Raw genomic sequence first — 20,962 nt, 5'->3', positions numbered from 1 at the left:
CCGCCGCCCCCCGCCTCGGGTTCTGTGGCTTTGTCCCGCGGGGTCAGGGGGGGTGGTTCTCCGGCCCCGGGCTGGGGGCCGGTCACCTGACCGGCCGGACGCCGTGCGGTCAGGTGACCGGAAGGCCCTTGGTGCCGGCGTTCTTCATCGAGCGGGTCAGGTTCCGGTCGGAGATCCAGAGGAAGCACTGCACGCCCCGGTTGCCGTTGCGCCACTCCCTCTCGTACGGCTGGTAGAAGATCGTTCCGGCGCGGAAGTCGAGCTGCGAGTTGTCCGGGACCTTGGCGTACTTGGCGATCATCGTCTGGCAGGCCCGGTGGGTCCGCTTGGTGCCGCGGGTGAACTCGGCGTAGCTGGTGTCCGGCGCCTGCCAGACGCCGACGAACTCGGCGTGGTGCTTGGCGGTGCAGGAGACCGGCACCATCTCCTCGATGTCGTCCTTGACCAGCTTCGGGTTGAAGCAGCGGTACGCCAGTGGGGCCGCCCCGGACAACGCGCCCCGGAGGCTGCCGGTGCGCAGGTCGACAGCGGTGTCGTCGATGCTGGCGATCTCGGTGACGTCGCAGCGGTACCAGCGGGCCCCGCCCGACCAGGCCTGCGGCGACGGCAGCACGACGGTCAGGCCGAGCCGCCCGGAACGCCAGTCGGCGCCCACCGCCTTGTTGACCGCCGTGTCGCACCCGGCCTGCGCGGCCCGCATGCCGGGCGAGCCGGGTTGCGGGGGCGTGCCGCCCTCGGCGCCCCGGCCGGTGAGGGTGCCGACGTGCATGGTCTCCACCCGGTGCGCCTCGGTGCACGCCGTCGGGTTGTAGCCGCTCAGGAAGCCGACCTGCTGGGAACTGTGGTGGCAGACGTCGGCGGCGGGGACGAACTGCTGCGCCGCGACGGGCGCCGGCCAGTCGTCGACGAGGTCACTGTCGACTCCGGCGGGTGCGCCGCACCCGGCCAGCGCCAGGACGAGTGCCCCACTCCCGACGAACGCCACCAACCACCGTCGCATCCCGACCTCCCGCCGCTGGTGGCTCCCGACCGGACCCAGCCGGCCGGTAGCGCCACGGCGCAGCAGCATACGGCACCGATGCTCAGATCGCGGGCAGTCCCTCGGGGCCGGCGCCGCGCATCGAGCGGTTGAGTTTCCGGTCGTCGCTCCACAGGAAACAGCGCACTCCACGGTCGCCCTCCTCCCACTCCCGCTGCGACGGCGGGTAGTAGATGGACCCGGCCCGGTACGGCAACTCGCTGTTGTTGGGCACCGCCGCGTAGTCGGCGATCAGCGCCATGCAGCGCCGGTGCGCCTGCTCGGCGGACTTGGCGAACGCCGCCCAGCTCATGTCCCGTTCCTCGTAGACGCCCACGAACTCGGCGCGGTGCGGCTCGGTGCAGAGCACCGGCGCCATGTAGTTGAGGTTGTCGCCGATCAGCTTGGGGTCGAAGCAGCGGTGTGTCAGGGGCGAGTCGCCGATCAACGCGCCGCGCAGGCTGCCGGTGCGGTTCACCGGGCGGGTGTTGTCGATGCTGCCGGTCTCGCTGAGGTCGCAGCGGAACCAGCGGGCGCCGCCGGCCCAGGCGGGCGCTGACGGCAGCGCGAGGGAGAGCGCGAGTCGGGCCGTGTGCCAGTCGCCGCCGAGCACCTGCCGGGCCCGCTGGTCGCACTCGGCGCGAGCGGTGCGCAGCGCCGACGATCCGGGTGCCGGTCGGGCCTCGGTCAGCGCGTCGGGCCCGACGAAGGTGCCGACGTGGATGGTCTCGGCCAGGTGGTTACGCGCGCAGTCCACCGTCTCGTACGTGCTGGCCTGCACCACTGTGGCGATCCGCGGCAGACAGGTGTCGGTGGCGGGGGTGAACGGCTTCGGCACCCGCAGCGTCGGCCAGTCGTCGGTGAGGTCGCCGTCCGCGCCCCGCGCCGGCGCGCAGCCGACCAGCAGCATCGTGGTGACGCCGGCCAGCACCAGCGCTGGAAGCCACCGTCGCATCGTCCGCCCTCCCGGGAGCTGGCGGCCGGTCACCGCGCCTCGCGGCGAGACTCCGGCGGGCGTGCAGCCTACGGCACCGTCCCGGTTGGAGTGTCGTCGCGTTTCCGTCGATCGGCCAGTCGCTGATGTCTGTTCGTCCGGATTCGGGGGTCCGGAGCGTCCAATTCTGCACCACTGGTCACTGCGGGATCACAGCGCGTCCCCGAAGGTGGCGCGATGCGGGTGGCGGGTGGCCACGTTCGTACACTGGCCCCGTGACCGTACCGCCGCCGATCGTCGCGCCGAGCATTCTGGCCGCCGATTTCGCCCGCCTCGCCGAAGAGGTCCGTGCCGTCGAGGACGCCGCGGACTGGTTGCACGTCGACGTGATGGACAACCACTTCGTGCCGAACCTGACAATTGGGCTGCCCGTGGTGCAGAGCCTGCGGGCTGTCACGGCGATGCCCTTCGACGTGCACCTGATGATCGAGGACCCGCGCCGGTGGGCCCCCGGGTACGCCGACGCCGGGGCGTACAACGTCACCTTCCACGCGGAGGCGTCCGACGACCCGGTGGCGTTGGCCAAGGACCTGCGCTCGGCCGGCGCGAAGGCGGGCCTGGCCATCGACCGGGACACTCCGATCGAGCCCTACCTGGACCTGCTGCCCAGCTTCGACACCCTGCTGATCATGACGATCAAGGCGGGCTTCGGTGGGCAGCGGTTCATTCCGCAGCTGCTGGAGAAGGTGCGCACGGCCCGGCGGCACGTGTCGGCCGGGCACCTGGAGCTGCGCATCGAGGTCGACGGTGGGATCGCCGCCGACACCATCGAACAGGCGGCCGCTGCGGGCGCCGACGCGTTCGTGGCCGGCACCGCCGTGTACGGGGCCGCCGACCCGGCGGAGGCGGTACGGCACCTGCGGGCACTGGCGGAACGCGCGGCTCCCGGGGCCTGAGGTGGAGCCCGAGGCCGACCGTAAGGACATCATTCTCGTCGTGGACGACGACGCGGACATCGCTCGTTTCGTCGAGTTCAACCTGCGGCTGCACGGCTTCGAGGTGATCCACGCCAGCGACGGCCAGGAGGCTCTGGAGGTCATCGAGCGCCAGCGACCGGACCTCGCGGTGGTCGACCTCATGATGCCCCGGATCGACGGGCTGGAGCTGACCCGGCGGCTGCGCGCCGACCCGATGACCTCCGCCCTTCCGGTGATCATGTTGACGGCCAAGGGGATGACCGTCGACAAGGTGCACGGGCTCAGCGCTGGCGCGGACGACTACCTGGTCAAGCCGTTCGACACCGCCGAACTGGTGGCCCGGGTCTCGTCCACGCTGCGCCGCAACAAGGAGTTCCGGGAGGTCTCCCCGCTGACCGGGCTGCCCGGCAACAGCCGGATCCGCCGGGAGATCAGCGACCGGGTCCGACAGGGAGTGGACTACGCGGTCGGGTACGTCGACATCGACCGGTTCAAGAGCGTCAACGACCGGTACGGATTCGTCCGTGGCGACGACTTCATCTCCGCGCTGGCCCGCAGCCTGCACCGCGCGGTGGTGGGCGTCGGGCTGCCACCGGCCTTCCTCGGCCACGTCGGCGGTGACGACTTCGTCATCGTCTGCGCCCCGGACCAGGTGCGCCCGCTGACCTCCCAGGCGGTGGTCGACTTCGAGAACGCCGCCGACACGCTCTACGACCCGACCGACCGGGAACGCGGCTTCGTCGAGTTGAAGGACCGCCGCGGCAACATCCGGCGCGCGGCCCTGGTCACGCTCTCCATCGGGGTCTCGCTCTCCGACGCCGGCAAGCGGTTCTCCGACCCCCTCGAAGCGATCGCGATGGCCTCGGAGATGAAGACGGTGGCCAAGAGTCAACCGGGTTCGTACGTGGCGGTGGACCGGCGTCGCGGTGTCACCTGAGCGTGATACCGCTGTGAAGTAGCTCGCCTAGGTAGCGGCGGAGCCGGATCGGCGTGTAAGACTTCCCGTGTACCCACCACGCGCTGGCGGGACTCGGTGAAATTCCGAACCGGCGGTGATCCACGGTCCAACCGTGGTCAGCCCGCGACCCGGACGGCTCTGCCGTCCGGTGGACCTGGTGAAAATCCGGGGCCGACGGTTGGGGGCGGTTCGTCCGCGCCCAGACAGTCCGGATGGGAGACAGCGCGCGGGACGGACGGGTCCGACCCGGCCGCTGGCTTCAGCGTGCTGTGCCGACCCCCCGGGGCGGCTCTGCCGTTCCCGGAATCCGCCACCGCCTGCCCGTGGCCCCATGGCCACCGCCTCCCTGACCGCCAGCGCGCGGACCGGCGAGTGAGAGGGCAGGGGCAGGGCGATGGCCAGCGTCTCCGTTGATGAGGCGATGCGGCGTGCGATCGAGTTGGCGGCGCGCGGGCTCGGCACCACCAGCCCCAACCCGGTCGTGGGGTGCGTGCTGCTCGACGAGGACGGCGAGGTCGTCGGCGAGGGCTTCCACGCGTACGCCGGCGGGCCGCACGCCGAGATCGTCGCGCTGGCGCAGGCCGGGCGGCGGGCCAAGGGCGGCACCGCTGTCGTCACTCTGGAACCCTGCGATCACACCGGCCGCACCGGCCCCTGCAGTTCCGCGCTCGTCCAGGCGGGGGTGAGCCGGGTGGTCATCGCCGTGCCCGACCCCAACCCGGTCGCCTCCGGGGGTGCCGCCACCCTGCGCGCCGCCGGGGTCCGGGTCGATCTGGGGGTACGCGGCGAGGAGGCCGAGGCCGGCAACGTGGCGTGGTTGACCTCGATGCGCCGGGGCTGGCCGTACGTGATCTGGAAGTACGCGGCCACGCTCGACGGGCGCTCCGCCGCCGCCGACGGCAGCAGCATGTGGATCACCTCGGAGGCGGCCCGGATCGACGTGCACGCGCTGCGCGGCACTGTCGACGCGGTCATCGCCGGGGTGGGCACCGTGCTCGCCGACGACCCGCGGTTGACCGCCCGCAACCTGCGCGACGGCAGCCTGGCCATCCGGCAGCCGCTGCGGGTGGTGGTGGACAGCTCGGGGCGTACCCCGGCTGACGCCAAGGTCCGCGACGGCGCCGCGCGGACGTGGATCGCGACCGCCGACGAGGTCGGCGCCGACCCGGACGGCCGGGTCGACCTGCCGGCGCTGCTCGCGGCGCTGCACCAGCGCGGGGTCCGCGCGGTGCTGTTGGAGGGCGGCCCCCGGCTGGCCGGCGCGTTCCTGCGGGCCGGCCTGGTCGACAAGATCGTCGGGTACGTCGCGCCGCGGTTGCTCGGCGCCGGCCCGACCGCTCTGGTCGACGCGGGAGTGACCACCATCGCTGAGGCCATCGATCTGGAGTTCGTCGACGTTACGCAGGTCGGTCCGGATCTCCGGATCACCGCTTTGCCCCGCAAACGGGAGGGCTGACATGTTCACTGGCATCATCGAGGAATTGGGCGAGATTGTCCGGGTCGCGCCCACGGCGGGCGATTCGGCGCTGCTCGGCGTACGCGGCCCGCTGGTCACGTCCGACGCCCGACACGGCGACTCGATCGCCGTCAACGGTGTCTGCCTGACCGTCGTGGAGGTGGCCGACGGGGTCTTCACCGCCGACGTGATGGGGGAGACGCTGCGCCGCTCCGCACTCGGCGCGCTGCGCCCCGGCGACCCGGTCAACCTGGAGCGGGCCGCCGCGCTCGGCAGCCGGCTCGGCGGGCACCTGGTGCAGGGCCACGTCGACGGCGTCGGTGAACTGATCTCCCGGGAGCCGGCCGAGCAGTGGGAGACCCTCCGGTTCCGGCTGCCCGCCGCCCTGTCCCGCTACGTGGTGGAGAAGGGCTCGATCACCATCGACGGTGTCTCGTTGACAGTGGCCGCAGTCGGCGCGGACGAGTTCGCCGTCGGGCTGATCCCGACCACGCTCAAGCTGACCACGCTCGGCGCGAAGGGCGTCGGCGACCCGGTCAACCTGGAGGTCGACGTGCTGGCCAAGTACGTCGAGCGGCTGCTCGGCGACCGGCTCACCGACACCGACGCTCATAGGGTGGCCGCGAACCCGGGCGGGGTGGCCTGATGGGCCCGCTCACCTGGCTGCTCGACGCCCAGGTGCAGGTAGCCGGCTCGCCGGTGCTGGCCCGGGAGATCGTCGGCAACGTGTTCGGGCTGGTCTCGGCGCTGCTCGGGCTGCGCCGGCTGGTCTGGGCGTGGCCGGTCGGCATGATCGGCAACGCGCTGCTGCTCACCGTCTTCCTCGGCGGGGTGTTCGCCACTCCGCAGGAGCACGACCTGTACGGGCAGGCCGGCCGGCAGGTGTTCTTCTTCGCGGTCAGCGTCTACGGCTGGTGGCGCTGGCAGCGCAACCGTCGCGCGAACGGCGGGCAGGCGGCGGTCGTCCCGCGCTGGGCCACCGGACGGGAGCGCCTGCTGCTGCTGGTGGCCGCCGTGCTCGGCACTGCCGCGGCATACCCGCTGCTCAAGGCGCTGGGCTCGTGGGGCCCGCTGCCCGACGCCTGGATCCTCACCGGCAGCCTGCTGGCCACCTACGGCATGGCCCGCGGCTGGGTGGAGTTCTGGCTGCTCTGGATCGCGGTGGACGCCGTCGGCGTGCCGCTGCTGCTACGTGGCGGGTTCTACCCGTCGGCCGTCATGTACCTGATCTACGGCGCCCTCTGCGTCTGGGGCTTCGCCGCCTGGTGGCGCACCTCGCGCGCCACCCGACCTTCGACCGTCCGCACGCCCACCTACACGGAGGCCATCGCATGAGCGAGCGCAGCGAGCGAATCATCAGGTCCAGCGCCGTGGTGGCTCATGACGCCGTGGAACGAAGTGGAGTGGCGGCATGAGTGAGCGCAGCGAGCGAATCATCAGCGTCGTGGCTCATGACGCCATGAAACGAAGTGGAGTGGCGGCATGACCAGCTTCGGGGATATTGAGCAGGCGATCGCGGACATCGCGGCCGGCCGGCCGGTCGTCGTGGTCGACGACGCGGACCGGGAGAACGAGGGCGACCTGATCTTCGCGGCCGAGTTGGCCACGCCGGAGCTGATGGCGTTCATGGTGCGCTACACCTCCGGATACGTGTGCGTGGCGCTGACCGAGAGCGAAGCCGACCGGCTCGACCTGCCGCCGATGCACCACACCAACCAGGACCGGCGCGGCACCGCGTACACGGTGACCGTGGACGCCCGCGAGGGGGTCAGCACCGGCATCTCGGCGGCCGACCGCGCACACACCAGCCGGCTGCTCGCCGGCGCGGCGACCGACCCGACCGATCTGGCCCGTCCCGGGCACGTGGTGCCGCTGCGCGCCCGCGAGGGCGGGGTGCTGCGCCGGCCGGGGCACACCGAGGCGGGGATCGACCTGACCCGGCTGGCCGGGCTGCGTCCGGCCGGCGTGCTCTGCGAGCTGGTCAACGACGACGGCACCATGATGCGCCTGCCGGACCTGGAGAAGTTCTCCGCCGAGCACGGCCTCACGCTCGTCACCATCGCCGACCTGATCGCCTACCGACGGCGTACCGAGAAGCAGGTCGAGCTGGTCGCCGACGCCCGGATGCCGACGAAGCACGGGGTGTTCCGGGCGCTCGGCTACCGCGCCGAGCACGACCCGGCCGAGCACGTCGCGATGGTGCTGGGTGACCTCGGTGACGGCCAGGACGTGCTGGTCCGGGTGCACTCCGAGTGCCTGACCGGGGACGTGTTCGGCTCGCTGCGCTGCGACTGTGGGCCGCAGCTGGACGCCGCGCTGGCTCGGGTCGGGCAGGAGGGCCGGGGCGTGGTGCTCTACGTGCGGGGGCACGAGGGGCGCGGCATCGGCCTGCTGCACAAGCTGCAGGCGTACCAGTTGCAGGACCTGGGCCGGGACACCGTCGACGCCAACCTCGACCTGGGTCTGCCGGCCGACGCCCGCGACTACGGCACCGGCGCGCAGATCCTCTACGACCTGGGCGTGCGTTCGATGCGGCTGCTGACCAACAACCCGGCCAAGCGGGCCGGGCTGGAGGGGTACGGGTTGACCATCACCGGCCGCGAGGGGCTGCCGGTGGGCGCACACCCGGAGAACATGCGCTACCTGCGCACCAAGCGGGACCGGATGGGTCACCTGCTGGACGAGTTGGACGAGGTGTCCGAGGCGCCGTTGGGGCGTCCGGTCGCCAATGACGAGATCGGAGCATGACGATGGCGGGTTTCGGGGAGCCGGGAGTCGAGGCGGTCGACGCCGCGGGGCTGACCGTCGGGGTCGTTGCCGCCCGCTGGCACGGCGAGCTGACCGATCACATGCTGGAGCGTGCGGTGGCCGCCGCCGAGGCGTGCGGCGCTCGTTCCGTGGTCGCCCGGGTCGCCGGGTCGGTCGAGCTGCCGGTGGTCGCGCAGGCCCTCGCCCGCCGCTGCGACGTGGTGGTCGCCCTCGGCGTGGTGGTCCGCGGGTCCACCGCCCACTTCGACTACGTCTGCCGCTCGGTCACCGACGGGCTGACCCGGGTGGCGCTGGACGAGGGCAAGCCGGTGGCGCACGGAGTGTTGACCGTGGAGACCATCGAGCAGGCCCGCGACCGCGCCGGTCTGCCCGGTTCGGCGGAGGACAAGGGCTGGGCGGCCACCGTCGCGGCGCTCGACGCGGCGTTGGCGGTGCGGACGGTGGCGGCGGGCAACGCCCAGCGGGTCGGCTTCTCCGGCTGATCCCTGCGCCGACGGTCGCTCAGAGCCGACCGGCCTCGATGATCCGGCGCAGGAACTGCCGGGTACGAGGCTGCGTCGGCTCGCCGAGCACCTGCTCGGGCGGGCCGCTCTCGACGACCCGCCCGGCGTCGAGGAAGCACACCTCGTCGGCGACCTCCCGGGCGAAGCCCATCTCGTGGGTGGCCAGCACCATTGTCATCCCGTCGGTCTTCAGGTCGCGGATCATCGTCAGCACCTCGCCGACCAGTTCCGGGTCGAGCGCGGAGGTGACCTCGTCGAGCAGCATCAGTCGAGGTGAGTTGGCCAGCGCCCGGACGATCGCCACCCGCTGCTGCTGCCCGCCGGAGAGCCGGTCCGGATAGGCGTCCGCCTTCGCGCCCAGCCCCACCCGGTCGAGCAACTCCCGGGCCTGCGCCTCGGCCTCCGCCCGGCCCCGCCGGTGTACGCGGCGCGGCGCGAGGGTGATGTTGTCCAGCACGCTCAGGTGCGGAAAGAGGTTGTACGCCTGGAACACCATGCCGATCCGCCGCCGGACCCGGTCCGGGTCCACCCGGGGATCGGAGATGTCCTCCCCGTCCAACTCGATGGTGCCGTCGTCGATGTCGTCCAGCAGGTTGACGCAGCGCAGCAGTGTCGACTTGCCCGACCCGGACGCGCCGATCAGGGCCACCACCTGGTGCTCGGCGACGGTCAGATCGAGCTGGTCGAGCACGACGTGCCCGCCGAACTCCTTGCGCAGCCCTCGACAACGCAACAACGCCATGGCTCAACCTCCCGACTGTCGGCGGGCCGCACGCAACGTCACCCAGTCGGTGACCGCGATCAGCGGGATCGCGAGCAACACGAAGAGCACCCCCGCCACGACGTACGGCGTGTAGTTGAAGGTCTGGGCGGTGGCGATCTGGGCGGCGCGGACCGCGTCGATCGGCCCGGCGAGCGAGACCAGCCCGACGTCCTTCTGCAACGCCACCACGTCGTTGAGCAGCGGTGGCGCCACCCGGCGGACGGCCTGCGGCAGGACCACGTGCCGCACCGTCTGCCGGTAGGTCAGGCCCAACGAGCGGGCCGCGGCGAGTTGGCTGGAGTGCACCGACTCGATGCCGGCCCGGAACACCTCGGCGAGGTAGCCGCCGTAGGTGAGGACCAACGCGATCCCACCCAGCACCAGCACCGGCGGCATGCCCTGCAACCGCAGCCCGGGCACGCCGAGGGTCAGCAGGTAGAGCACGATGATCAGCGGTAGGCCGCGGAAGGTGTAGGTGTAGCCGGCGGCCAGCGCGCGGACCGGGAAGAAGACCGGCCCGCGCAGCGTCCGCAGCACGGCGATCACCAGCCCGAGCAGCAGCGCGCCGACCGCACAGCACACCAGCAGCCGTACGTTGAGCCAGAGCCCGCTCAGCACCGTCGGCAGCGCGTCGCGGGCGATCTCCGGATCCAGGAACGACCGCCGGACCCGGTCCCAGCCCGGCGCCCCGGTCACCGCGATCACCAGCAGCGTGCCGAGCGCCGCCGTCGAGGACGCCGCGACCAGCGCGCTGTAGACCGTTTGCCGACGCCGGTACGCCGATCGCCGCAGCTGCGCCTCGGACGGCACATGATCCAGAAGCGTCACCGCAGCTCGGCCGCCCCTGCCACCTGCGCGAGCCACTTCTGCTCCAGCTGCTTCAGCGTGCCCGCCGTGCTGAGCTGACCGACCGCCCCGCTCACGCAGGAGGTCAGCGGCGAATTCTTGTCCAGCAGCAACCCGAACGCCTCGGGCGTGCCGACCTGCGGTACCTGTCCGACGATCGTCGCGTCGGTGATCTCCGCGCCGGTGATGTAGAAGGCGGTCGGAAGATCCACCACCAGACCGTCCAGCTGCCCGTTCTGCAGCGCCTTCTTGGCGTCGTCGTTGCTGTTGTAGACCTGCGGCTTGGCGGTCGGCTTGATCACGTCGGTGATCGCCTGGTAGCTGGTGGTGCCGACCTGCGCGCCGAGCCGAGCGTCGCGGAGTTCGGCCAGCGACTTCCGGCCGGCGATCTTCGACGACTTCAACGCGATGATGGTCTGCCGCACCAGGTAGTAGGGCGCGGAGAAGTCGACCGCCTGCTTGCGCTCCTCGGTGATGGAGAACTGGTTGATGTCGAAGTCGAAGTCCTTCGGCCCCGGCGCGATGGCGGTGTCGAACTTGACCCGGGTCCAGGTGACGTCGGCGCGGGCGTAGCCGAGTTTCTCGGCCACCGCGTACGCGACGGCGGACTCGAAGCCCTCGCCGCTGTCCGGCTTGTCCTTGGCGAACCACGGCTCGTACGCGGGCTGGTCGGTGGCAATTGTCAGCTTGCCCGGCGTACGCGTGGGCAGGCTGTCCTTGGCGCAGGACGGCGCTGCGGTGACGGTGGGGGTGGGTTTCTCGTCCTGGGGCGCGCATCCGGCGGTGGCTACGACGACGGCGCCGGTGAGGGTGAGCGCGAGGAGACGTGAGCTGCTGGCCATGGCGGACAGCGTAGAGCTCCATGACCATCGATCGGCAGTTGTCCCACCATGTTGATAGGGAATTGTCCGCTTGCTGGGTTCCGGCGGACCCGGACGTGGGGCGCCGCCCGGGTGGCTGGAAGAATCGTTCCCCGTGAAGACGTTCGAGGAGTTGTTCGCCGAGCTGCAGGCCAAGGCCGCCGCCGGCACCCCGGGCTCGGGCACCGTCGCCGCGCTGGACAAGGGCGTGCACTTCATCGGCAAGAAGGTCGTCGAAGAGGCGGCCGAGTCGTGGATGGCCGCCGAGCACGAGGGGCCGGAGCGCACCGCCGAGGAGATCTCCCAGCTGCTCTACCAGGTCCAGGTGCTGATGCTCGCCAGTGGTCTCGAGCTCAAGGACGTCTACCGACATCTGTGAGTGCCTCCCACCCCGTTGATCGCCATCCGGATCGAAGGAGCACTCCGTCATGCTGCGTGTCGCCATTCCCAACAAGGGCACCCTGGCCGAACCGGCCGCCCAGATGCTGCGCGAGGCGGGCTACCGCCAGCGCACCGACCCCAAGGACCTCGTCTGCCGGGACGAGGCCAACGACGTCGAATTCTTCTACCTGCGGCCGAAGGACATCGCCACCTACGTCGGCTCCGGTGACCTCGACCTCGGGATCACCGGCCGGGACCTGCTGATCGACTCGGCCGCGCCCGCCGAGGAGGTCGTCGACCTCGCCTTCGGCCGGGCCACCTTCCGCTTCGCCGCCCGCCCCGACGACATCGCCTCCGTGCAGGAGCTGGGCGGTCACCGGATCGCCACCGCCTACCCGGGGCTGGTCGAGCGGCACCTCGGCGAGGTGGGGGTCAAGGCCGAGGTGATCCGCCTCGACGGCGCCGTGGAGAATGCCGTACGCCTCGGCGTCGCCGACGTGATCGCGGATGTGGTGGAGACCGGCGCGACCCTGCGTCAGGCGGGCCTGGTGGTCTTCGGTGAGCCGCTGCTGCGCTCGTCGGCGGTGCTGGTCCGGCGCGCCGGCGCGCCCGCACAACCGCAGGCCGAGCAGTTGCTGCGCCGCCTACACGGTGTGCTGGTGGCCCGCCGCTACGTGATGCTCGCCTACGACGTGCCGGCCGGTCTGCTGGACCGGGCCAGCGGGCTCACCCCCGGCATCGAGTCACCCACCGTGTCGCCGCTGCACCGTGAGGGTTGGGTGGCGGTGCAGGCGATGGTGCTCCGCGACGACGTGCACCGCATCATGGACGAGCTGTACGAGCTGGGCGCCCGCGCCATTCTCGTGACCAACATCCACGCCTGCCGCCTCTGACCGTTCCCGTGCCCGAAACGGCACTGCCGCTTGATCCACTCGGGTTCCTTGAAACGGGGGTGTCCGCACGCCGGGGACACCCCCGTTTCCCTGAACCCGAGTGGATCTTCCGCGCCGGCGCTGGCGCGGGCTTGCGGCGCGGGCTTGCGGCGCGGACGCCCGACGGCCGCGCCCAGACCGGCAAGATCGCGCTCGATCATTGAAGTAGTGGCCTCGATCTCGACGGAGGCCACTAGATCCTGGATCGAGCACGATCTTGAAGCGGGTGGCGGGTGGCGGGTGGCGGGTGGTGGGTGGCTCGGGGGTGGTAGCTCGGCGGGTGGTGCGTTTGATGGGCCAGTGCGGGTGGCAGACTGGTGGGGTGAGTGAAACCGAGCTGTTCCGCCTGAAGCCCCGCCGAATCCGCGTGGTCTGCTGGTCGGCGGCGGCTGCACTGGTGGTGGTGTTCGGTCTGGTTGCCACGTCGTTGAGTGGCCCGACCGGCGATGGTTACGGCAGCTTCCAGCGCGGCGACCAGATCGCCATGATCGGTCTGGGCATCTTCGGCGCGCTGGGCTTCCTGCTGTTCACCCGTCCCCGGGTGGAGGCGGACGCGCGGGGCATCCGGGTGCGTAACGTCATCAGCTCCTACGAGCTGCCCTGGGAGGTTGTCCGGGGCGTCCGCTTCGACCGGGGCGCGCCGTGGGCCAGCCTGGAGCTGCACGACGACGACCTGCTGCCGATGGTCGCGTTGCAGGCCGCCGACAAGGAGTTGGCCGTCGACGGGGTCCGCGCGCTGCGCCGGCTGCACGAGGCCCACCAGGCTCGCCTCGCCGAACGCGCCGTCGGTCACTGACCCGGCCGAACCGCGCCTGACCGCTGACCCGGCCGAACCGCGCCTGACCGCTGACCCGGCCGAACCGCTGACCCGGCCCTCGCCAATATCTGGACAACTTCCCTGAAACTGCTGCCTCCCGGCGCGGCTGACGCAGCAGTTTCAGGGAATAGTGCGTGGACCCCACAGGCGCGCGGCGGTCGGCCACACCGATGCCTCGACCGCAGGTCGTGCCCGGTTTGGGGGTGGCCGAGGCACCGGTGTACTGTTGTCGAGTCGACCAGGCTGTCTCCGCGTGCGAGCAGACAGCCTTGAAAGCGGAGCGCCTGCTCCCACCCGAGTCGCCGCTACGGTGGCCGGGTCCGGTCACCGGTTCCGGGCATGTCCCGGGGCCGGATGCGCGATCCTTGTGATCGTGCTGACCGGTCGAGCGGGCCCTGGCATGCGCCGGGGCCTTCTGCTTTTCGGGTCGGTTCCCACCTGGGAGCCGCAGGGGTCGGCGACAGAGCAGAAACGACTCGAGGAGGCCCCATCAGCGTCGAACCACGCGTGAACGAGCAGATCCGGGCACGTGAGGTCCGACTGGTCGGCCCAGAGGGTGAGCAGGTGGGCATCGTCCCGCTGGAGCGCGCTCTTCAGCTGGCCGCGGACGTCGATCTGGACCTGGTCGAGGTTGCGCCGATGGCGCGCCCGCCGGTGTGCAAGCTCATGGACTTCGGCAAGTTCAAGTACGAGAGCGCACTCAAGGCGCGCGAAGCGCGGCGTAATCAGCAGCAGACCGTCATCAAGGAAATGAAGCTTCGGCCGAAGATCGACCCGCACGACTACGAGACCAAGAAGGGTCACGTGGTGCGGTTCCTCAAGGCGGGCGACAAGGTCAAGGTGACGATCATGTTCCGCGGTCGCGAGCAGAGCCGCCCGGAGCTGGGTTACCGGCTCCTGCGCCGGCTCGAGTCCGAGATCACGGACCTGGGATACGTCGAGGCCGCTCCGAAGCAGGACGGCCGAAACATGATCATGGTTCTCGCTCCGCATCGGGCCGTCAAGGCCTCCGCGGTCGCCGCCACGGCGTCCCGCGTTGGACCTCGGGACCGGGCAGCGGACGAGTCCGCCGCTCCGGAAGCCGATGAGACCGCGGCGGTCGGCGAGACCGCAGCAGCCGGTGACACCGGCCTCGCCGCCGACACCAGCGGCGAGTAACAGGGGAGAGACGTTCCACATGCCGAAGATGAAGAGCCACACGGGTATGGGTAAGCGGGTCAAGGTGACCGGCAAGGGCAAGATCGTTGCCCAGCAGGCCGGCCTCCGTCACAACCTGGAGAAGAAGCCCTCCACCCAGACCCGCCGGCTGACCGGCACGGTCGTGCTGGCCAAGGCCGACGTCAAGCGCATCAAGAAGCTGCTCGGCCGCTGACGCGCGCCACCTTTACGTAATTAGGAGTTGAGATGGCACGCGTCAAGCGGGCTGTAAACGCCCAGAAGAAGCGTCGTACCCTGCTGGAGTCCGCGAGTGGTTATCGCGGTCAGCGCTCCCGCCTGTACCGCAAGGCCAAGGAGCAGGTGCTGCACTCGATGCAGTACGCCTACCGGGACCGTCGCGACCGCAAGGGTGACTTCCGGCAGCTGTGGATTCAGCGGATCAACGCGGGCGCCCGGGCCAACGGGATGACCTACAACCGTCTGATCCAGGGCCTGCGTCTGGCCGGCATCGAGGTCGACCGCAAGATCCTGGCCGACATGGCTGTCAACGACGCCGCCTCTTTCGCGGCGATCGTCGAGCTGGCCCGGGCCGCGGTCGCGGCTGAGGGCACCGGCGGCGCGGCGGCTCAGGCCGCCTGATCCCCACGCACCAGAGCGAGGCGTCTCCCGTGTCGGCACCGCCGTCCGGGGGGCGCCTCAATCGTGTCGGAGGAACGCACACCATGGCCTTCACCCCGCGTACCCCCAGGGTCGTCGCCGCCCGCCGCCTGCAACGCCGCCGGGACCGCGACGCCACCGGCCGGTTCCTGGCCGAGGGCCCGCAGGCGGTCCGAGAGGCCCTCGCCCGGCCGGGGGTGGTCACCGAACTGTTCGGTACGACCACCGCGCTCGACAGGTATCCGGAGTTGGCCGCCACGGCGGCCCGTGCCGACGTGCCGGTCTCCGAGGTGACCGACGACGCCATCGCGGCGCTGGCCGAGACCGTCGCCCCGCAGGGGCTGGTGGCCGTCTGCCGGCACCTGGACGTGTCGCTGGAGCAGGCCCTCGCGGGTGCGCCCCGGCTGGTGGCGGTGCTCGCCGAGATCCGCGACCCGGGCAACGCCGGCACGGTGCTGCGCACCGCCGACGCCGCCGGCGCGGGTGCGGTGATCTTCGCGGGAGACGCCGTCGACCCGTACAACGGCAAGTGTGTGCGGGCCTCGGCCGGCAGCCTCTTCCACGTCGACGTGGTGCGCGCCACCGACCCGGTCGCGGTGGTCGAGGCGCTGCGCGCCGCCGGGCTGTCGATCTTCGCCACCACGGGGTACGGCGACAGCGACCTGGACGACCTGACCGATTACGGTCGGCTCGTCGGGTCCACCGCCTGGTTGTTCGGCTCGGAGGCGCACGGCCTGCCCGAGGAGTTGACCGCCGCCGCCGACGCCCGGGTCCGGGTGCCGCTGTACGGGCGCGCGGAGAGCCTCAACCTGGCTGCCGCCGCCGCGGTCTGCCTGTACGCTTCAGCGAGAGCGCAGCGCTGAGGGACCGCCCCGGCGCTACTGACAGCAGGGGAGAGCGTCCGTCCATGAACGCGACACGGCGTTCGTTTAGCCAGCCCGCCGGTGTCGGCGGGCGGCGGGCCTGACCTGCTCCCTGCGCAACTCCTACCGGCGGGCTGCGGCACAGCCGCGCGTCCGTAGACTCGCCTAGCCGCCCCGTGAGGGCTGGCGCCGCCGTGAGGGAGTGCCCGTACGCCATGAGCTACCGCAACGATCCGTACGACCCGAAGCAGGTCGCCCTGCTCGACCCCGCCGCCCTGGCCGATGCCGTCGCGGACGCCACGAAGGCGTTCGAGGCCGCCGCCGACCCGGACGCGCTGACCGCGCTGCGCTCGGTGCACCTGGGTGACCGGTCACCGGTCTCCCTCGCGCGCCGGGAGATCGGCGCGCTGCCGCCGGCCGCGAAGTCCGACGCCGGCAAGCGGGTCAACGAGGCCCGCCGGGCGATCGAGTCCGCGTACGCCGAGCGCGCCGAGGTGGTGGAGCGCGAGCAGGCCGAGCGGGTGCTGGTCGAGGAGCGGGTGGACGTCACCCTGCCCTACGACAGGCGTCCGCGTGGCGCCCGGCACCCGTTGAGCACCCTGATGGAGTCGATCAGCGACCTCTTCGTGGGGATGGGCTACGAGGTGGCCGAGGGGCCCGAGGTCGACCTGGAGTGGGTCAACTTCGACGCGTTGAACATCCCCGCCGACCACCCGGCACGTGGGTTGATGGACACCTTCCACATCGCACCGGAGGGCTCCGGCCTGGTGCTGCGTACGCACACCTCGACGGTGCAGACCCGCACGATGCTCAGCCGCAAGCCGCCGATCTACGTGATCGTGCCGGGCCGCGTCTACCGCACCGACGAGATCGACGCCACCCACAGCCCGGTGTTCCACCAGGCCGAGGGCCTGGTGGTCGACAAGGGCATCACGATGGCGCACCTGCGGGGCACGCTCGACCACTTCGCCCGGGCGATGTTCGGCCCGGAGGCGAAGACCCGGTGGCGGCCGCACTACTTCCCGTTCACCGAGCCGTCGGCGGAGTTCGACGTGTGGTTCCCGGAGCACCGGGACGGCCCACAGTGGGTCGAGTGGGGTGGCTGCGGCATGGTCAACCCGCGGGTGCTGCGCGCCTGCGGCGTCGACCCGGAGGTCTACTCCGGATTCGCCTTCGGCATGGGCATCGACCGGACCCTGATGGTCCGGCACGGGGTCAGCGACATCCGCCATCTCTTCGAGGGCGACGTGCGGTTCAGCCGCGCGCTCGGGACCGGGGCGTAGGCGATGCGGGTACGAGACACGGGAACGGTGGTCTGAAGTCATGCGAGTTTCTGTCAGTTGGTTGCGGGAGTACGTCGACCTTCCCGCCGACCTGCCCACCGGCGACCTGGAGCAGGCCCTGGTCGACCTCGGCATCGAGGTCGAGTCCGTGGTGGACCTGGCCGAGACCGTCACCGGCCAACTGGTCGTCGGTGAGGTCCGCGAGATCGAGGAGCTCACCGGCTTCAAGAAGCCGATCCGGTTCTGTCGGGTCGACGTGGGTGCCGCCAACGGCACCGGCGACCCACAGGAGATCGTCTGCGGGGCCCGTAACTTCGCCGTCGGTGACCGGGTGGTGGTGATCCTGCCCGGCGGCGTGCTGCCCGGCGGCTTCGCGATCGGCGCCCGCAAGACGTACGGGCACAACTCGGCGGGCATGATCTGCTCGGCCAAGGAGCTGGGCCTGGGCGACGACCACTCCGGCATCATCGTGCTGGGGCCGGACGTAACGGCCAAGCCCGGCGACGACGCGCGCCCGGTGGTCGGCCTCGACGACGTGGTGCTCGATCTGGAGATCACCCCCGACCGGGGGTACGCGCTGAGCCTTCGCGGCCTGGCCCGGGAGCTGTCGCACGCGTTCGACGTGCCGCTTCGCGACCCGGCCCTGGCGCCGGCTCCGGGCGGCACCGCGACGCCGGCGTACCCGGTGGAGGTCCGCGACACGGTCGGCTGCGACCGGTTCACGGCCCGCCTGGTCCGTGGGGTCGACCCGACCGCGCCCACGCCGTCGTGGATGCAGCAGCGGCTCGTCACCGCCGGCATCCGCAGCATCTCGCTGCCCGTCGACATCACCAACTACGTGATGGTGGAGCTGGGCCAGCCGATGCACGCCTTCGACGCCGACCGGATCGCCGGGCCGCTGGTGGTGCGCCGCGCCGAGGCGGGGGAGAAGCTGACCACCCTGGACGGCGTCAACCGCGTCCTTACCGCCGACGACATGGTGATCTGCGACGACACGGGGCCGATCTCCCTCGCGGCGGTGATGGGCGGCGAGACCAGTGAGGTCGTCCCCGACACCACCACAGTGCTGTTCGAGGCGGCGCACTGGGACCCGGCGATGGTCGGGCGCACCGCCCGCCGGCACAAGCTGTTCAGCGAGGCCGCGAAGCGCTGGGAGCGGGGTGTCGACCCGGCCGTGGCGCTCGTCGCGTTGGAGCGTGCCGTGCGGCTGCTCACCGAGCACGGCGGCGGCACCCCGAGCGCGGAGATCCTGGACATCGACCACGTCCGTCCGCGTACCCCGATCAGTCTTCCGGCGGACCTGCCGACCCGGCGGGTCGGCGTCGAGTACCCGCCGGCGCGGGTGGTCGCCCTGCTGGAGCGGATCGGCTGCACCGTCGCGCAGGGCGCGGACCGGTTGTCCGAGGACCCGGGCGCGGTCGGCGTGGCCAGCGGCGTCGGGACGGTGCTGAGCGTCACCCCGCCAACCTGGCGACCCGACCTGACCGACCCGGCCGACCTGGTCGAGGAGGTGGTCCGCCTCGACGGGTACGACAAGGTGCCGTCGGTGCTGCCCACCGCGCCCCCCGGCCGCGGCCTGACGCCGCGGCAGCGTCGCCGCCGGGCCGTCGCCGGGTCGCTGGCCGAGCGCGGGTACGTGGAGGTGCTCGCGCACCCGTTCGTGTCGCCGGAGCTGGCCGACCAGCTCGGCCTGCCGGCCGACGACACGCGTCGGCCCGCGGTGCGGCTGGCCAACCCACTGTCCGAGGAGGAGCCGCTGCTGCGCACCACGCTGCTCGGCCCGCTGCTCGGCATCCTCAAGCGCAACCTCGGCCGGGGTCACCGCGACCTCGCCCTCTACGAGATCGGCGCGGTCTTCCACCCGCGCGTCGGTGCCGGCAGCCCGCCGGCGATGGGCGTGGACCGGCGCCCCACCGACGCGGAGTTCGCGGCCGCCGACGCGGTGGTGCCGGAGCAGCCGGTGCACGTCGCTGTGGTGCTCTCCGGCGACCTGGACCCGGCCGGTTGGTGGGGTGCGGGTCGGCCGGCTGGCTGGGCGGACGCCATCGAGGCGGCCCGTGACGTGCTGGCCGCCGCCGGGATCCCCGACGAGCGGATCGAGGTGCGCGCCGCCGAGTACGCCCCGTGGCACCCGGGTCGCTGCGCCGAGCTGCGAGTCGACGGCTCGGTCGTCGGACACGCCGGCGAGCTGCACCCGGTGGTGGTCGCGACGGTGGAGCTGCCCCGCCGCACCTGCGCGATGGAGCTGAACCTCGACGCGCTGCCGGCGACGCCGGTGACGCCCGCGCCGACGGTCTCCGGCTTCCCACCGGCGCTGATCGACGTGGCCCTGGTGGTGGACGACTCGGTGCCTGCGGAGCAGGTGCGCCGGGCACTGGAGGCGGGCGCCGGTGAACTGCTGGAGGACGTGCGGCTGTTCGACGTGTACTCCGGCGCGCAGCTCGGCGCCGGCCGCCGGTCGCTGGCGTACAAGCTCACCTTCCGGGCACCGGACCGAACGCTGACCGTCGAGGAGGCGGTTGCGGCACGGGACGCGGCGGTCGCGGTCGCGGCGGAGCGCCTCGGCGCCACCCTGCGCGGCGCCTGACGGAGTCGACGCCGCCCCATTCCCGCGATCTTGCAGTTTGTGTCGCCGATTCTCACCTTTGGTTGGCTGTGCGGGCACAGTAAGTGCAAGATCGTGAGGATGAGGCGGCGTTCTACATCATCATGCAGTGGAGTGTATTAACTTGCATGATGGTGGGTGCCTTGTTAGCCTTCGCTGCATAGTCATGCGGAGGTGAGTATGGGGATCCGAGTCGCGGTTGCCGGAGCGAGCGGGTACGCCGGGGGTGAGTTGCTGCGCCTGATCGCCGGGCATCCGGAGTTCGACCTGGTCGCCGCCACCGCGCACAGCCAGGCCGGGCACCGCGTCGACGTGGTGCACCCGCAGCTCACCGGGCTGGACCTGGTGCTCGGCGAGACCGATCCGACCATCCTGGCCGACGCGGACCTGGTCTTCCTGGCCCTGCCGCACGGCCAGTCGGCGGCCCTCGCGGCCCAGCTTCCGCCCGAGGTGCGCATCGTCGACCTGGGCGCCGACCACCGGCTGGCCGACCCGTACGCCTGGGCGCAGTACTACGGCGGCACGCACGCCGGGCAGTGGACCTACGGCCTGCCCGAGCTGCCCGGCCAGCGGGAGCTGATCGCCGGTTCCACCCGGGTGGCGAACACCGGCTGCTACGCCGCCGCGATCACCCTGGCGCTCGCGCCGCTGATCGCCGACGGCGCGGCCAGCCCCGCCGACGTGGTGGTGGTCGCCGCATCCGGCACCTCCGGCGCCGGCCGGGCGGCCAAGCCGCACCTGTTGGCCAGCGAGGTGATGGGCGATCTGTCGCCGTACCGGGTGGGAACCCACCAGCACGTCCCGGAGATCAAGCAGGCCACCGGCGCGACCGGCCTGTCGTTCACCCCGGTCCTGGCGCCGATGCCGCGCGGCATCCTGGCCACGGTCACCGCGGTTCCGGCGCGCGGCGTCGACCCGCAGGAGGTGCTGGCGCGGGTGTACGCGGACGCGCCGTTCGTGCACGTGCTGCCGGAGGGCCGCTGGCCGCACACCGCCGCCACCCTGGGCTCCAACTCGTGTCACCTACAGGCCACCGTCGACGTGGACTCGGGTCGTCTGATCGTGCTCAGCGCGTTGGACAACCTGGGCAAGGGTGCGGCCGGTCAGGCCGTCCAGAACGCCAACCTCATGCTCGGCCTGTCGGAGACGACGGGCCTGTCGATCTGGGGGGTCACCCCGTGA

General features: G+C 71.7%; 22 protein-coding genes and 1 riboswitch. Of the genes, 17 read left to right on the top strand and 5 right to left on the bottom strand.

The genetic code is table 11. The annotated features are described in order from the left end of the window. Positions 1-109: 109 nt before the first annotated feature. Both ABZU74_RS31055 and ABZU74_RS31050 read right to left on the bottom strand, forming a co-directional pair. Positions 110-1,000, bottom strand: coding sequence for a septum formation family protein (locus ABZU74_RS31055; protein WP_355431363.1), 891 nt, complete (start codon positions 998-1,000; stop codon positions 110-112). A gap of 82 nt (positions 1,001-1,082) precedes the next feature. Next, a complete protein-coding gene (locus ABZU74_RS31050) occupies positions 1,083-1,973 on the bottom strand; it encodes a septum formation family protein (protein WP_355431360.1) in 891 nt (296 codons plus the stop codon). Between the two features lie 254 nt (positions 1,974-2,227). Between ABZU74_RS31050 and rpe the strand changes: the two genes are divergently transcribed. The 7 genes from rpe (at position 2,228) to ribH (ending at position 8,594) form a co-directional block, all read left to right on the top strand. Continuing rightward, complete coding sequence (gene rpe / locus ABZU74_RS31045; RefSeq protein ID WP_030335689.1) at positions 2,228-2,908, top strand: ribulose-phosphate 3-epimerase; 681 nt, start codon at positions 2,228-2,230, stop codon at positions 2,906-2,908. A 1-nt stretch (position 2,909) separates the two neighbouring features. Further along, positions 2,910-3,866, top strand: coding sequence for a response regulator (locus ABZU74_RS31040; RefSeq protein ID WP_030488416.1), 957 nt, complete (start codon positions 2,910-2,912; stop codon positions 3,864-3,866). 78 nt (positions 3,867-3,944) lie between these two features. Continuing rightward, a riboswitch (FMN riboswitch) is annotated at positions 3,945-4,115 on the top strand. Between the two features lie 166 nt (positions 4,116-4,281). Next, positions 4,282-5,343, top strand: a complete 1,062-nt coding sequence (gene ribD, locus ABZU74_RS31035; protein ID WP_355431356.1) for a bifunctional diaminohydroxyphosphoribosylaminopyrimidine deaminase/5-amino-6-(5-phosphoribosylamino)uracil reductase RibD — start codon at positions 4,282-4,284, stop codon at positions 5,341-5,343. Between the two features lies 1 nt (position 5,344). Beyond that, on the top strand, positions 5,345-5,989 hold the full coding sequence (locus ABZU74_RS31030) for a riboflavin synthase (protein WP_355431353.1): 645 nt from the start codon (positions 5,345-5,347) through the stop codon (positions 5,987-5,989). Then, entirely contained in the window at positions 5,989-6,678 is a 690-nt protein-coding gene (gene pnuC, locus ABZU74_RS31025; RefSeq protein ID WP_355431350.1) for a nicotinamide riboside transporter PnuC, read from the top strand. The genes ABZU74_RS31030 and pnuC overlap by 1 nt, the downstream gene beginning before the upstream one ends. Positions 6,679-6,825: 147 nt before the next feature. Continuing rightward, positions 6,826-8,091, top strand: a complete 1,266-nt coding sequence (locus ABZU74_RS31020; protein ID WP_355431347.1) for a bifunctional 3,4-dihydroxy-2-butanone-4-phosphate synthase/GTP cyclohydrolase II — start codon at positions 6,826-6,828, stop codon at positions 8,089-8,091. 2 nt (positions 8,092-8,093) lie between these two features. Further along, on the top strand, positions 8,094-8,594 hold the full coding sequence (gene ribH / locus ABZU74_RS31015; protein ID WP_124821279.1) for a 6,7-dimethyl-8-ribityllumazine synthase: 501 nt from the start codon (positions 8,094-8,096) through the stop codon (positions 8,592-8,594). 19 nt (positions 8,595-8,613) lie between these two features. Here ribH and ABZU74_RS31010 read toward each other — a convergent pair whose 3' ends face one another. Genes ABZU74_RS31010 through ABZU74_RS31000 form a run of 3 tightly spaced genes read right to left on the bottom strand, consistent with a single transcriptional unit; the run spans position 8,614 to position 11,066 of the window. Next, the gene (locus ABZU74_RS31010; protein ID WP_355431344.1) at positions 8,614-9,357 is read right to left on the bottom strand and encodes an amino acid ABC transporter ATP-binding protein; all 744 of its coding nucleotides are present in this window, start codon (positions 9,355-9,357) and stop codon (positions 8,614-8,616) included. A 3-nt stretch (positions 9,358-9,360) separates the two neighbouring features. Next, complete coding sequence (locus ABZU74_RS31005) at positions 9,361-10,206, bottom strand: amino acid ABC transporter permease (RefSeq protein WP_355431341.1); 846 nt, start codon at positions 10,204-10,206, stop codon at positions 9,361-9,363. Beyond that, positions 10,203-11,066 (bottom strand): ABC transporter substrate-binding protein, encoded by an 864-nt coding sequence (locus tag ABZU74_RS31000; protein WP_355431338.1) that lies wholly within the window; start codon positions 11,064-11,066, stop codon positions 10,203-10,205. The genes ABZU74_RS31005 and ABZU74_RS31000 overlap by 4 nt, the downstream gene beginning before the upstream one ends. Positions 11,067-11,199: 133 nt before the next feature. Between ABZU74_RS31000 and ABZU74_RS30995 the strand changes: the two genes are divergently transcribed. From ABZU74_RS30995 to argC, 10 genes are all read left to right on the top strand, one after another. After that, positions 11,200-11,463, top strand: coding sequence for a phosphoribosyl-ATP diphosphatase (locus tag ABZU74_RS30995; protein WP_030335709.1), 264 nt, complete (start codon positions 11,200-11,202; stop codon positions 11,461-11,463). 49 nt (positions 11,464-11,512) lie between these two features. Next, entirely contained in the window at positions 11,513-12,358 is an 846-nt protein-coding gene (gene hisG, locus ABZU74_RS30990) for an ATP phosphoribosyltransferase (protein WP_355431335.1), read from the top strand. 361 nt (positions 12,359-12,719) lie between these two features. Beyond that, entirely contained in the window at positions 12,720-13,193 is a 474-nt protein-coding gene (locus ABZU74_RS30985; RefSeq protein WP_355431331.1) for a PH domain-containing protein, read from the top strand. Between the two features lie 528 nt (positions 13,194-13,721). Further along, positions 13,722-14,372, top strand: a complete 651-nt coding sequence (gene infC, locus ABZU74_RS30980; RefSeq protein WP_203151878.1) for a translation initiation factor IF-3 — start codon at positions 13,722-13,724, stop codon at positions 14,370-14,372. Between the two features lie 19 nt (positions 14,373-14,391). Beyond that, positions 14,392-14,586 carry a 50S ribosomal protein L35 gene (gene rpmI / locus ABZU74_RS30975; RefSeq protein ID WP_007458415.1) on the top strand — a complete coding sequence of 65 codons (195 nt, stop codon included), beginning with the start codon at positions 14,392-14,394 and terminating at the stop codon, positions 14,584-14,586. 32 nt (positions 14,587-14,618) lie between these two features. After that, on the top strand, positions 14,619-15,011 hold the full coding sequence (gene rplT, locus ABZU74_RS30970; protein ID WP_355431326.1) for a 50S ribosomal protein L20: 393 nt from the start codon (positions 14,619-14,621) through the stop codon (positions 15,009-15,011). 83 nt (positions 15,012-15,094) lie between these two features. Then, positions 15,095-15,892, top strand: coding sequence for an RNA methyltransferase (locus ABZU74_RS30965; RefSeq protein ID WP_355431323.1), 798 nt, complete (start codon positions 15,095-15,097; stop codon positions 15,890-15,892). Positions 15,893-16,107: 215 nt separating this feature from the next. Continuing rightward, positions 16,108-17,175 carry a phenylalanine--tRNA ligase subunit alpha gene (gene pheS / locus ABZU74_RS30960; RefSeq protein WP_355431320.1) on the top strand — a complete coding sequence of 356 codons (1,068 nt, stop codon included), beginning with the start codon at positions 16,108-16,110 and terminating at the stop codon, positions 17,173-17,175. 40 nt (positions 17,176-17,215) lie between these two features. Beyond that, on the top strand, positions 17,216-19,762 hold the full coding sequence (pheT, locus tag ABZU74_RS30955) for a phenylalanine--tRNA ligase subunit beta (protein ID WP_355431317.1): 2,547 nt from the start codon (positions 17,216-17,218) through the stop codon (positions 19,760-19,762). 198 nt (positions 19,763-19,960) lie between these two features. Continuing rightward, positions 19,961-20,962 carry an N-acetyl-gamma-glutamyl-phosphate reductase gene (gene argC, locus ABZU74_RS30950; protein ID WP_355431315.1) on the top strand — a complete coding sequence of 334 codons (1,002 nt, stop codon included), beginning with the start codon at positions 19,961-19,963 and terminating at the stop codon, positions 20,960-20,962.

It is taken from the genome of Micromonospora sp. NPDC005171, from assembly GCF_040608575.1.
Classification (GTDB): Bacteria; Actinomycetota; Actinomycetes; order Mycobacteriales; family Micromonosporaceae; genus Micromonospora.
Note: the sequence above shows the minus strand (reverse complement) of the source record. Positions and strands in the feature narration are given on the sequence as shown.